Origin of the sequence: Cupriavidus sp. KB_39, from assembly GCF_052114485.1 — a bacterium.
Taxonomy (GTDB): domain Bacteria; phylum Pseudomonadota; class Gammaproteobacteria; order Burkholderiales; family Burkholderiaceae; genus Cupriavidus.
Genome location: NZ_JBFREV010000004.1, coordinates 59002 through 71803, shown reverse-complemented (window position 1 = coordinate 71803; position 12802 = coordinate 59002). Strand labels below are relative to the sequence as shown.

Below are 12802 nucleotides of genomic sequence, written 5' to 3'. Positions count from 1 at the left end.
ATCGTCATATGTTGAAAACGCTGCAACCGCCCGACTGGGCACCGCCCCGGGGCTACGCCAACGGCATCCTCGCCGAGATGACGGTAGGCAGCCGCCTGATCTTCGTCGGCGGYCAGATCGGCTGGAATGCCCAGTGCGAGTTCGAGACCGACGACTTCGCGCTGCAGGTCGCGCAGACCCTGCGCAATATCGTTGCGGTGCTGGCGGCGGGCGGGGCTCGCCCCGAGCACATCGCGCGCATGACCTGGTACGTGAAGGACAAGGCCGCGTACGTGGGCGCKTACAAGGACATCGGYCAGCACTATCGGGAAATCATCGGCCGGCACTTCCCGGCGATGACGGCGGTGGAGGTGGCGGACCTCGTGGAGCCGCGCGCCCAGGTGGAGATCGAGGTCACGGCGGTGGTGCCGGCGGACGTGTCGGCAGGTTAGTGGCGGCGCTGTATATAACCGATCACGGCAGGGCTTGCCATCGCAAGTCCTTGAAAACTTGAGAAATTGGGCACGGCGGGATATAATTCGAAAGTTTCGCTTTCAGAACCCTTCACCCTAGCGCCTACCGTATTCCACCTTCCGCCGCCCCATCCGCGCGCGCCGTTCGTGCACTACAAAAAGTGACGAATGAGACGCAGCCGGCCGGTCCCTCGCCCATGCGCGCGAGGCGCCGCCCCGGGGCACGAGGCGTTGAGCAGGTCGGTCACGGGGTGAGTCCAGCAGGAGCCTACCCGTGTTACCGTCTTTTCCGTCCGCCATTCTCGCGCTTGCAGACGGCACGGTCTTTCGTGGCTATTCCATCGGCGCTTCCGGCCATACCATCGGCGAAGTGGTGTTCAACACCGCTCTCACCGGTTACCAGGAAATCCTCACCGACCCGAGCTATTCCCGGCAGATCGTCACGCTGACGTATCCGCATATCGGCAATGTCGGGGTGAATCGTGAGGACGTCGAAGCCACGAAAGTCCATGCCGCCGGCCTGATCATCAAGGATCTGCCGATTCTGGCCTCGAGCTTCCGCAAGGAACACACGCTCGCCCACTACCTCAAGCAGGAAAAGGTGGTGGCCATTGCCGGCATCGATACCCGCAAGCTGACCCGTATCCTGCGCGAGAAGGGTGCCCAGAACGGCTGCATCCTGGCTGGCGAGGACAACGTCCAGCGCGCCATCGACCTGGCCCGCTCGTTCCCCGGCCTGGCCGGCATGGACCTGGCCAAGGTGGTGTCGGTCAAGGAACCGTACGAGTGGACCCAGAACGAGTGGAAGCTCGGCGAGGGCTACGGCAAGCTGGACAAGCCGCAGTTCCACGTGGTGGCCTATGACTACGGCGTCAAGTTCAACATCCTGCGCATGCTGGCCGAGCGCGGCTGCAAGGTCACGGTGCTGCCGGCCCAGGCCAGCGCCGCCGATGCCCTGGCGCTGAATCCGGACGGCATCTTCCTGTCCAACGGCCCCGGCGACCCCGAGCCGTGTGACTACGCCGTKGCTGCCACGCGTGAGTTCATCGCCCGTGGCATTCCCACCTTCGGCATCTGCCTGGGTCACCAGATCATGGCCCTGGCCGTGGGCGCCAAGACCCTCAAGATGAAGTTCGGCCACCATGGCGCRAACCATCCGGTCAAGGACATGGACGATGGTCGTGTGGTGATTACGTCGCAAAATCACGGTTTTGCCGTGGATGCCGACACGCTGCCGGCCAACGTGCGCGTCACGCATACATCGCTGTTCGACGGCTCGCTGCAGGGCTTCGCGCTGACGGACAAGCCGGCGTTCTGCTTCCAGGGTCACCCGGAAGCATCGCCCGGCCCGCACGACGTGGCCTACCTGTTCGACCGCTTCATCAAGCTGATGAAGGACGCGAAGCAGTAAGCCGCCGCGAACGAGAACAAGGACACAGCGAGAAACCATGAACGCGTTCATGCACGCCAGCCTGGGCATTACCGATTTCTGGACCTTTGTGCTTGGCACGATCTTCATCGTGCTGCTGCCGGGGCCGAACTCGATGTACGTGCTGTCGGTGGCCGCCCAGCGCGGTGTGCGCGCCGGCTACCGGGGCGCGTGCGGCGTATTCCTGGGCGACCTGATCCTGATGGTGCTGTCGGCCGCGGGCGTGGCGTCGCTGCTCAAGGCCAGCCCGGCGCTGTTCTACGTGGTCAAGACCATCGGCGCGGCCTACCTGGCCTGGATCGGCTTCCAGATGCTGCGCGGCGCGCTGCGCAGCTGGTCCCAGCGGGGCGAGGCCGGACAGCCGGCGGCGGTCGAAGTGCCGGTCGAGCGCACCACGGACCCGTTCCGCAAGGCGCTGGTCATCAGCCTGCTGAACCCGAAGGCCATCCTGTTCTTCATCTCGTTCTTTATCCAGTTCGTGGACCCGCAGTTCGCGCGCCCGGTGCTGTCGTTCGTGGCGCTGGGGCTGGTCTGCCAGATCTGCAGCTTCGTCTACCTGACCACCATCATCCTTGTGGGCGCGCGGCTTGCCGAAGCGTTCCGCCGGCGCCGCAGGCTGTCGGCAGGCATGGCGAGCGGTGTGGGGGCCATGTTCATCGGCTTCGGCGCGAAGCTGGCGACGGCCACGCTGAACTGATCCGGCGAGTCGAAATAACCTGAATATCCGGCGCGGCGCGCGAGACTTTCGCGCACCGGCCACCAAAGAGAGCGTGCAATGCCAAAACGCACAGACATCAAGAGCATCCTCATCATCGGCGCGGGCCCCATCATCATCGGGCAGGCGTGCGAATTCGACTACTCCGGCGCCCAGGCCTGCAAGGCCCTGCGCGAAGAGGGCTACAAGGTCATCCTGGTCAATTCGAACCCGGCRACCATCATGACGGACCCGAACACGGCCGACGTGACCTACATCGAGCCCATCACCTGGGAAGTGGTCGAGCGCATCATCGAGCGTGAGCGTCCCGATGCGATCCTGCCGACCATGGGCGGCCAGACCGCGCTGAACTGCGCGCTGGACCTGCATCGCCATGGCGTGCTGGACAAGTACAAGGTGGAGCTGATCGGCGCGTCGCCGGAAGCCATCGACAAGGCCGAGGACCGCCAGAAGTTCAAGGACGCGATGACCAAGATCGGTCTCGGTTCGGCAAAGTCTGGTATCGCGCACTCGATGGACGAGGCCGTGGCCGTGCAGTCGCGCATCGCCGCGGACACCGGCACGGCGGGCTACCCGATCGTGATCCGCCCGTCGTTCACGCTGGGCGGCTCGGGCGGCGGCATCGCCTACAACCGCGAGGAATTCGAGGAAATCTGCAAGCGCGGCCTGGACCTGTCGCCGACGCGCGAGCTGCTGATCGAGGAATCGCTGCTGGGCTGGAAGGAATACGAGATGGAAGTGGTCCGCGACAAGGCGGACAACTGCATCATCATCTGCTCGATCGAGAACCTGGACCCGATGGGCATCCACACCGGCGACTCGATCACCGTGGCCCCGGCGCAGACGCTGACCGACAAGGAATACCAGATCCTGCGTAACGCCTCGCTGGCCGTGCTGCGCGAGATCGGCGTGGATACGGGCGGCTCGAACGTGCAGTTCTCGATCAACCCGGCCGATGGCCGCATGATCGTGATCGAGATGAACCCGCGCGTGTCGCGTTCGTCGGCGCTGGCCTCGAAGGCCACCGGCTTCCCGATCGCCAAGGTGGCGGCCAAGCTGGCCGTGGGCTACACGCTGGACGAGCTGAAGAACGAGATCACCGGCGGCCAGACCCCGGCGTCGTTCGAGCCGTCGATCGACTACGTGGTCACCAAGGTGCCGCGTTTCGCCTTCGAGAAGTTCCCGCAGGCCGACAGCCACCTGACTACGCAGATGAAGTCCGTGGGCGAGGTGATGGCGATGGGCCGCACCTTCCAGGAATCGTTCCAGAAGGCACTGCGCGGCCTGGAAGTGGGCGTGGATGGCCTGGACGAGAAGTCGACCGACCGCGACGAGGTGGTGGAAGAGATCGGCGAAGCCGGCCCGGACCGCATCTGGTACGTGGGCGACGCGTTCCGCCTGGGCATGTCGCTCGAGGAAGTGCATGCCGAGACCGCCATCGACCCGTGGTTCCTGGCCCAGATCGAAGACATCGTGAAGACCGAGTCCATCGTGCGCAACCGCACGCTGGCCAGCCTCTCGACGCCCGAACTGCGCCTGCTCAAGCAGAAGGGTTTCTCGGACCGCCGCCTGGCGAAGCTGCTCAAGACCGACGCCAAGTCGGTGCGCGAGGCGCGTATCGCCCAGAACGTGCGCCCGGTCTACAAGCGCGTGGACACCTGCGCGGCCGAGTTCGCCACCAACACCGCCTACATGTACGGCACGTACGAAGCCGAACACGGCGAGTGCGAGGCCGAGCCGACCGCCAACAAGAAGATCATGGTGCTGGGCGGTGGCCCGAACCGGATCGGCCAGGGCATCGAGTTCGACTATTGCTGCGTGCACGCCGCGCTGGCGCTGCGCGAAGACGGGTACGAGACCATCATGGTCAACTGCAACCCGGAAACCGTGTCGACCGACTATGACACCTCGGACCGCCTGTACTTCGAGCCGCTGACGCTGGAAGACGTGCTGGAAATCGTCGACAAGGAAAAGCCGGTCGGCGTGATCGTCCAGTACGGCGGCCAGACCCCGCTGAAGCTGGCGCTGGACCTGGAAGCCAACGGCGTGCCCATCATCGGCACCAGCCCGGACATGATCGACGCCGCGGAAGACCGCGAGCGCTTCCAGAAGCTGCTGCAGGAACTGGGCCTGCGCCAGCCGCCGAACCGCACCGCGCGGGCCGAGGACGAGGCGCTGCGCCTGGCCGAGGAAATCGGCTACCCGCTGGTGGTGCGCCCGTCGTACGTGCTGGGTGGCCGCGCGATGGAAATCGTGCACGAGCCGCGCGACCTCGAGCGCTATATGCGCGAGGCCGTGAAGGTGTCGCACGACTCCCCGGTGCTGCTGGACCGTTTCCTGAACGACGCGATCGAATGCGACGTGGACGCCCTGAGCGACGGCCAGCGCGTGTTCATCGGCGGCGTGATGGAGCACATCGAGCAGGCTGGCGTGCACTCGGGCGACTCGGCTTGCTCGCTGCCGCCGTACTCGCTCTCGCAAGCCACCGTGGACGAGCTGAAGCGCCAGACCGCCGCCATGGCGAAGGCCCTGAACGTGATCGGCCTGATGAACGTGCAGTTCGCGATCCAGSAGCACAACGGCGAAGATACCGTGTACGTGCTGGAAGTGAACCCGCGCGCCTCGCGGACCGTGCCGTATGTGTCGAAGGCTACCGGCCTGTCGCTGGCGAAGATCGCCGCACGCTGCATGGCCGGCCAGTCGCTGGACTCGCAGGGCATCGGCGAAGAGGTGATACCGCCGTACTTCAGCGTCAAGGAAGCCGTGTTCCCGTTCAACAAGTTCCCGGGCGTGGACCCGGTGCTTGGACCTGAGATGCGCTCCACCGGTGAGGTGATGGGCGTGGGCAAGGTGTTCGGCGAGGCCCTGTTCAAGAGCCAGCTGGCCGCCGGTTCGCGCCTGCCCGAGAAGGGCACCGTGCTGATCACCGTCAAGGACAGCGACAAGCCGCGTGCCGTGGGCGTGGCCCGCATGCTGCACGACCTGGGCTACCCGATCGTCGCCACGCGCGGCACGGCGTCGGCCATCGAGGCAGCGGGGATCCCGGTGCGCGTGGTCAACAAGGTCAAGGACGGCCGTCCGCACATCGTGGACATGATCAAGAACGGCGAACTGGCGCTGGTGTTCACCACGGTGGACGAGACGCGTACGGCCATCGCCGATTCGCGTTCGATCCGTATCGCCGCGCTGGCCGGCCGGGTGCCTTACTACACCACCATTGCCGGCGCCCGCGCCGCAGTGGAGGGCCTGAAGCACATGCAAAGCCTGGAGGTCTACGACCTGCAGAGCCTGCACAAGCAGCTGGCCTGATTGCTGCACCGCCAGACCCGCCGGGTTGATACCGGCGGGCTTTCTGGCCTACACTACGTCGAATTCGTCGATTGAACGGCCTACGGGCCGTTCGGTCCTATCCGAAAGCCGCGGTCGAGCGGAAGTGCTTCCGGCAACCTTGCCGGGAGCATGGCTCCAGCTCCGCTGCGGCTCATTTTTTTGTTGAACGAGATATGAGCACCATTCCGATTACCAAGCGTGGCGCCGAACTCCTGAAGGAAGAACTGCAGCGCCTCAAGGCCGTCGAACGTCCCGCGGTGATCACTGCCATCGCCGAAGCGCGCGCGCAGGGTGACCTGTCGGAAAACGCCGAGTACGACGCCGCCAAGGAAAAGCAGGCCTTTATCGAAGGCCGCATCCTGGACGTGGAGTCGAAGCTGTCGGCTGCCCAGATCATCGATCCGACCCAGCTCGACACGGACGGCCGCATCGTCTTTGGCGCCACCGTGGACCTGGAAGACCTGCAATCGGGCAAGCCCGTGAGCTACCAGATCGTCGGCGACGACGAAGCCGACCTCGACAGCGGCAAGATTTCGGTCAGCTCGCCCATCGCCCGGGCCCTGATCGGCAAGTTCGAAGGCGACGTGGCGATCGTGCTGGCCCCGGGTGGCGAGCGCGAATACGAAGTGATCACCGTCCGCTACGTCTGACGGGCGCCCACACGTGTTCTCTTCCTCGTATTCGAACCTGCCGCCGCTGCCCCACCGGATTTTCCTGCTGCTGACCGTTGTTTGGGCCGGCAGTTTGTGGACAGTAGGTTACATGGTGGCACCGACGCTGTTTTCGGTGCTGCCGAACCGTGAGATGGCAGGCATGATCGCCGGCCACCTGTTCCGGACCGAGGCGATCCTCGGCATCACGGTGGGCGTGCTGCAGTTGGTACTGTGCAATGTGATGATCCGCCGCGGTGCCAAGCGCTATCGCACGCTGCGCTGGATCGTGCTGGCCATGCTGGTTTGCGTGCTGGCCGGCTACTTCGGCGTGCAGCCGTTCATGGAAGGCCTCAAGGTCCGTGCGCAGGCGCTGAACCTGGGTGTCTCCGAGTCGCCGTTCAAGGGCCAGTTCGGCATGCTGCACGGCGTGTCGAGCGTCATCTACCTCGTGCACAGCATACTGGCGCTAGTGCTGGTGTGGCGCGCAGCAGCGCCGCGTTCGGCCGGGGAATAAAAAACGCCCGCACAAGCGGGCGTTCTTCAGGCCAGGAAGGCAGGGCAGGGCGGATCAGCCCAGCGCCTTCTTCTTCTGGCTGCTGGGGCGGGCGCGCAGGCGCTTGACGTTGCCACCCTGGGTCACGCGCTCGTTGCCGAGCACGGTCACTTCCTTGCGGGTGGGCCGACGGTTCGGCGCGGCGCTGGGCTTGCGGACCGTCACGGTGCGCGGCGCGGTGCCAGTGGTCGGGCGGCGCGGGGCCATGCGACCCAGTTCCTCGGGCCGGTTCTCTTCCAGACGGGCCGGACCCGGACGCCAGATCACGAGCAGCTTGCCGATATGCTGGATGGGCGCGGCGTCGAGTTCGTCGCAGATGGCTTCATAAATGGCGATGCGCGTGTCGCGCTCGTCGCCGAATACACGGATCTTGATCAGATCGTGAGCCGCCAGGCTCCGGTCGATCTCGGCCAGGACCGCGCGGGTCAGGCCTTCCGCACCGACCATGACCACAGGGTTCAGACCGTGGGCGCGGGCGCGGAGGGAGGAGCGTTGGGCAGGTATCAGTTCTAGTGCGGGCATGTCAGGGCGCAAAGCGGAATGGCGCGTATTATCCGCCAAAATGACGCCGGCAGGCGGTAAAGATCAGCAAAAAATGGCAAAGAACAAGTTTAATCACGCGTGGTTGCATGACCACATCAACGATCCCTACGTGAAAATGGCGCAGCGCGAGGGCTATCGCGCCCGTGCGGCCTACAAGCTCAAGGAGATCGACGAGCAGGACAAGCTGATCCAGCCGGGCCACGTCATCGTCGACCTCGGCGCCGCCCCGGGCAGCTGGAGCCAGTACGCCCGCAACCGGCTGGCGGCCTCGCCGCGCGCCAAGGATGGCAAGATCGATGGAGCGGTGATCGCCATCGACCTGTTGCCGATGGAACCTGTCGCCGACGTCACTTTTATTCTGGGTGACTTCCGCGAGGAATCGGTATTCCGGGAATTCGAGGGGGTGGTCCTGGCCGCGTCTGGCGGCACCCGGATCGACCTTGTTATCTCGGACATGGCCCCCAATTTGTCCGGTGTGTCTTCGGCCGATTCGGCAAGGATCGAGTATTTATGCGATCTGGCKCTCGAGTTCGCCCAAGCGCACTTGAAACCCGAGGGATCGTTGCTGGTAAAGTGTTTCCACGGCAGCGGGTATAGCCAGATCGTGGAGAAATTCAAGCGCCAGTTCAAGGTAGTCGCGAAGCGCAAGCCCAAGGCGTCGCGCGACAAGTCTTCAGAAACCTTTATTCTTGGGCGTTACCTGAAGTCGGTGGACTGAAACGTGCGCCGGACACCCCGGGTGCTTGCCGCCATGGGGCGCCTCGGGCACTATCGGGACCATAGATTCAGAGATTCCCTGCGGGGGCGGGGGCTGCATTACAATGCAATGCAGCTATCCCGTTGGCAAGGCAATTGCAAAGGAGTTCGGCCTTGAATAACAACCTGTTTCAAAAGGCGGCAATCTGGCTCGTAATCGCGCTGGTATTGTTCACCGTCTTCAAGCAGTTCGACAAACCACGTGCCCARGACGGTGTCACCTATTCGCAGTTCATGGATGACGCCAAGAACGGCAAGGTGAGCCGCGTCGACGTGCAGGGCCGTAATCTCGTGGTTTCGCCCAAAGAGGGCGCCAAGTACACGATCATCTCGCCGGGCGACATCTGGATGGTCGGCGACCTGATGAAGTACGGCGTCCAGGTCACCGGCAAGGCCGACGACGAGCCGAACGTGCTGGTCCAGGCCCTGTACTACCTCGGGCCAACCTTGCTGATCATCGTCTTCTGGTTCTACATGATGCGGCAGATGCAGGGCGGCGGGAAAGGCGGTGCCTTCTCGTTCGGCAAGTCCCGTGCACGCCTGATCGACGAGAACCAGAACGCCGTCACGTTCTCGGACGTGGCCGGCTGCGACGAGGCCAAGGAGGAAGTGGTCGAACTGGTCGACTTCCTCAAGGATCCGCAGAAATTCCAGAAGCTGGGCGGCCGTATTCCGCGCGGCGTGCTGCTGGTTGGCCCTCCGGGTACCGGTAAGACGCTGCTGGCACGCGCCATCGCCGGCGAGGCCAAGGTGCCTTTCTTCAGCATTTCCGGTTCGGACTTCGTCGAAATGTTCGTCGGCGTGGGCGCGGCCCGTGTGCGCGACATGTTCGAGAACGCCAAGAAGCAGGCGCCTTGCATCGTGTTCATCGATGAAATCGACGCGGTCGGTCGTCATCGTGGCGCCGGCATGGGCGGCGGCAACGACGAGCGCGAGCAGACGCTGAACCAGATGCTGGTCGAGATGGACGGCTTCGAGGCCAACTCGGGCGTCATCGTGATCGCCGCGACCAACCGTGCCGACGTGCTGGACAAGGCGCTGCTGCGTCCGGGTCGTTTCGACCGCCAGGTCTACGTGGGCCTGCCGGACATCCGCGGCCGCGAGCAGATCCTGAAGGTGCATATGCGCAAGGTGCCGATCGGCAACGACGTGGACGCGTCGGTGATCGGTCGTGGTACCCCGGGCTTCTCGGGTGCCGACCTGGCCAACCTGGTCAACGAGGCCGCGCTGTTCGCCGCCCGCCGCAACAAGCGCGTGGTGGACATGCAGGACTTCGAGGACGCCAAGGACAAGATCTTCATGGGCCCGGAGCGCAAGTCGACGGTCATGCGCGAAGAAGAGCGCAAGGCCACGGCTTACCACGAGTCCGGCCATGCGGTGGTGGCCAAGCTGCTGCCGAAGGCCGATCCGGTGCACAAGGTTACGATCATGCCGCGCGGCTGGGCACTGGGCGTGACCTGGCAGCTGCCGGAGCATGACAAGTATTCGAAGTACAAGGACAACATGCTCGACGAGATCGCGATTCTCTTCGGCGGCCGTGCGGCGGAGGAGGTCTTCCTCAACGCCATGAGCACGGGGGCGTCCAACGACTTCGAGCGCGCCACCAAGATCGCCCGCGACATGGTGACCCGTTTCGGCATGAGCGATTCGCTCGGCGCCATGGTCTATGTCGATACGGAGCAGGACGGCATGTTCGGCAAGCTCTCGTCGAAGACTGTGTCCGAGGCCACCCAGCAGAAGGTTGACGGCGAGATCCGTCGCATCATCGACGAGCAATATGCGCTGGCGAAGCACCTGCTCGAAGATCACCGCGACAAGGTCGAGGCGATGACCAGCGCCCTGATGGAGTGGGAAACGATCGACGCCGATCAGGTGAACGACATCATGGCTGGCAAGCCGCCGCGTCCGCCGCGTAACGTGTCGGGCCAGAACGGTGGTGGTAACACGCCTTCGGGCGGTTCGCCGGTGGCGCCGACCAACGCGCCTGCCACGGCCTGATCGCGWTTGCCCTGCCTTCGCAGGCRGGCAGTTCAGAAGCCGGTGCCCTGCGCACCGGCTTTTTCCATTCCAGGACAGCAGATCTTGTCGACCGAGTTCTTCCAGTGCGGGCGCTACCRTTTCGCCCGCAACCGCCGCCCACTGGTGATGGGCATCCTCAACGTCACACCCGATTCGTTTTCCGACGGTGGCCAGCATGCGGGCCGCGATGCGGCCTTGCGCCACGCGGAGCAGATGATTGCCGAAGGCGTGGACATCATCGACATTGGCGGGGAATCGAGCCGTCCGGGCTCAGCGGCGCTGCCGCTGGATCAGGAACTGGCCCGGGTGATGCCGATCGTCGAGGCCCTGGCGCCGTGTGGCAAACCGTTGTCGATCGACACCTACAAGCCCGAAGTCATGCGTGCGGCACTGGCGGGCGGAGCGGATCTGATCAACGATATCTGGGGCTTCCGCATGCCGGGCGCGGTGGAAGCCGTGAGCGGCGCGGCGGCGGGACAGGCGGGCCTGTGCGTGATGCACATGCAGCGTGACCCGCAGACCATGCAGGAAGACCCGCAGTAYGTCGACGTGGTGGCCGAGGTGGAGGGGTTYCTGCGCGAACGGGTGTCAACCCTGCGTGCGGCGGGCGTGGACGACGCACGTATTTCGCTCGATCCGGGGTTTGGATTTGGCAAGACGCCGGATCATAATCTCCGTCTGCTCGGCCAAATGCCGCGACTGGCCGTGGACGGCCTGCCGATCCTGGCCGGGCTCTCGCGCAAGTCGACGCTTGGCGCCATTCTCGGCGGCAGACCGCCGCAGCAGCGCGTGGCGGCCAGCCTGGCCGCGGCCGTGTGCGCGGCGGAGCGGGGCGCATTTATCGTGCGGGTGCACGACGTGGAACAGACGGTGGACGCCATCAAGACCTGGTGGGCGATTCGCCATGAATCAGTTGCCGGTACAGGGCAATCGGGAGAATGAAACAGATGACGCGCAAGTATTTCGGGACAGATGGCGTGCGGGGTCGGGTTGGTGAAGCACCGATCACGCCGGATTTTGTGATGCGGCTCGGCTACGCCGCCGGCAAGGTGCTGGCGCTGGGCCAGAAAACCAGCCAGGGCCGGCCGACCGTGCTGATCGGCAAGGACACGCGGATCTCGGGTTATATGCTCGAAGCCGCGCTGGAAGCCGGTTTCACGGCTGCCGGCGTGCACGTGCTGCTGACCGGTCCGCTGCCGACGCCGGGCGTGGCCTACCTGACCCGCGCGCTGCGGCTGGCGGCGGGCGTGGTCATTTCCGCGAGCCACAATCCGTACTACGACAACGGCATCAAGTTCTTCTCGTCGACGGGCGACAAGCTGCCGGACGAGACGGAGCTGAAGATCGAGGCCCAGCTCGAAGAGCCGATGGCCTGCGTGCGTTCGGACGACCTCGGCCGCGCGCGCCGCATCGACGATGCGGCTGGCCGCTACATCGAGTTCTGCAAGAGCACATTCCCGTATGAGCAGGACCTGCACGGGCTCAAGCTCGTGGTGGACTGCGCCCACGGGGCGGCGTACCACATCGCCCCGCACGTGTTCCACGAACTCGGTGCCGAGGTGATCTCCATCGGCAACCAGCCGGACGGCCGCAACATCAACGCCGGCTACGGCGCCACGGCGCCTGAGCGGTTGATCGAATCCGTCAAGGCGCACGGCGCGCACCTGGGCCTGGCCTTCGACGGCGATGCCGACCGCCTGCAGGTGGTGGACGCCGATGGCCGGCTCTACAACGGCGACGAACTGCTGTACCTGATCGTGCGGGACCGGCAGGCTGCTGGCCACCGCGTCGATGGCGCGGTGGGCACGCTGATGACGAACATGGCCGTCGAGCTGGCGCTGAAGCGCCTTGGCGTCGAATTCGTTCGCGCCAAGGTGGGCGACCGCTACGTGCTGGAAGAACTCAACAAGCGCAAGTGGACGCTCGGCGGCGAAGGCTCCGGCCATCTTTTGTGCCTGGATCGKCACACGACGGGCGACGGCATCGTGTCGGCACTCCAAGTGCTGGCTGCACTGCGCCGGAGCGGCAAGACGCTGGCGCAGTTGCTGGAAGGCGTGAAGTTGTTCCCGCAGACCCTGATCAACGTGCGCGTGGAGAAGGGTTTCGACTGGCAGACCCATGCCGGGTTGCAGGCGGCGCGCGCCAAGATCGAGCCGGAACTCGAAGGCCGTGGGCGGGTGCTGATCCGCGCCTCGGGCACCGAGCCGGTGGTCCGTGTGATGGTGGAGGCCGAACAGGTCGAGACCGCCGAACGCGCGGCCCAGGCCTTGGCTGACTCGCTGCGCGCCTGACCGTTCCTGTAGTGACCGAAAATGACGCCAGCGTGATGCTGGCGTCATTTTTTATGCCTTT

At 64.8% G+C, this 12802-nt stretch carries 11 protein-coding genes; 10 read left to right on the top strand and 1 reads right to left on the bottom strand.

What is annotated here, in order from left to right:
* Positions 1-8 precede the first annotated feature (8 nt).
* The 6 genes from AB4Z27_RS04265 (at position 9) to AB4Z27_RS04240 (ending at position 7093) form a co-directional block, all read left to right on the top strand.
* Entirely contained in the window at positions 9-431 is a 423-nt protein-coding gene (locus AB4Z27_RS04265) for a RidA family protein (protein ID WP_441590503.1), read from the top strand.
* A gap of 295 nt (positions 432-726) precedes the next feature.
* Positions 727-1863, top strand: coding sequence for a glutamine-hydrolyzing carbamoyl-phosphate synthase small subunit (gene carA / locus AB4Z27_RS04260; RefSeq protein ID WP_092289815.1), 1137 nt, complete (start codon positions 727-729; stop codon positions 1861-1863).
* A gap of 37 nt (positions 1864-1900) precedes the next feature.
* Positions 1901-2578: a leucine efflux protein LeuE gene (gene leuE / locus AB4Z27_RS04255; protein ID WP_092289813.1), complete on the top strand. Its 678-nt coding sequence runs from the start codon at positions 1901-1903 to the stop codon at positions 2576-2578.
* Positions 2579-2656: 78 nt separating this feature from the next.
* On the top strand, positions 2657-5905 hold the full coding sequence (carB, locus tag AB4Z27_RS04250; RefSeq protein WP_441643953.1) for a carbamoyl-phosphate synthase large subunit: 3249 nt from the start codon (positions 2657-2659) through the stop codon (positions 5903-5905).
* Positions 5906-6099: 194 nt separating this feature from the next.
* On the top strand, positions 6100-6576 hold the full coding sequence (gene greA, locus AB4Z27_RS04245; protein ID WP_092289809.1) for a transcription elongation factor GreA: 477 nt from the start codon (positions 6100-6102) through the stop codon (positions 6574-6576).
* A 13-nt stretch (positions 6577-6589) separates the two neighbouring features.
* Positions 6590-7093: a DUF4149 domain-containing protein gene (locus AB4Z27_RS04240; protein WP_092289807.1), complete on the top strand. Its 504-nt coding sequence runs from the start codon at positions 6590-6592 to the stop codon at positions 7091-7093.
* A gap of 54 nt (positions 7094-7147) precedes the next feature.
* Here AB4Z27_RS04240 and AB4Z27_RS04235 read toward each other — a convergent pair whose 3' ends face one another.
* Complete coding sequence (locus AB4Z27_RS04235; protein WP_092289805.1) at positions 7148-7654, bottom strand: YhbY family RNA-binding protein; 507 nt, start codon at positions 7652-7654, stop codon at positions 7148-7150.
* Between the two features lie 73 nt (positions 7655-7727).
* On the opposite strand from AB4Z27_RS04235, the gene AB4Z27_RS04230 reads away from it, so the two are divergent.
* The 4 genes from AB4Z27_RS04230 to glmM all read left to right on the top strand — a co-directional run bounded on the left by AB4Z27_RS04230 (position 7728) and on the right by glmM (position 12741).
* The gene (locus AB4Z27_RS04230; RefSeq protein ID WP_441643952.1) at positions 7728-8393 is read left to right on the top strand and encodes an RlmE family RNA methyltransferase; all 666 of its coding nucleotides are present in this window, start codon (positions 7728-7730) and stop codon (positions 8391-8393) included.
* Between the two features lie 152 nt (positions 8394-8545).
* On the top strand, positions 8546-10429 hold the full coding sequence (ftsH, locus tag AB4Z27_RS04225) for an ATP-dependent zinc metalloprotease FtsH (protein ID WP_092289801.1): 1884 nt from the start codon (positions 8546-8548) through the stop codon (positions 10427-10429).
* A gap of 84 nt (positions 10430-10513) precedes the next feature.
* Entirely contained in the window at positions 10514-11392 is an 879-nt protein-coding gene (gene folP, locus AB4Z27_RS04220) for a dihydropteroate synthase (RefSeq protein ID WP_441643951.1), read from the top strand.
* A 5-nt stretch (positions 11393-11397) separates the two neighbouring features.
* Positions 11398-12741, top strand: a complete 1344-nt coding sequence (glmM, locus tag AB4Z27_RS04215) for a phosphoglucosamine mutase (RefSeq protein WP_092289797.1) — start codon at positions 11398-11400, stop codon at positions 12739-12741.
* Positions 12742-12802: the final 61 nt, after the last annotated feature.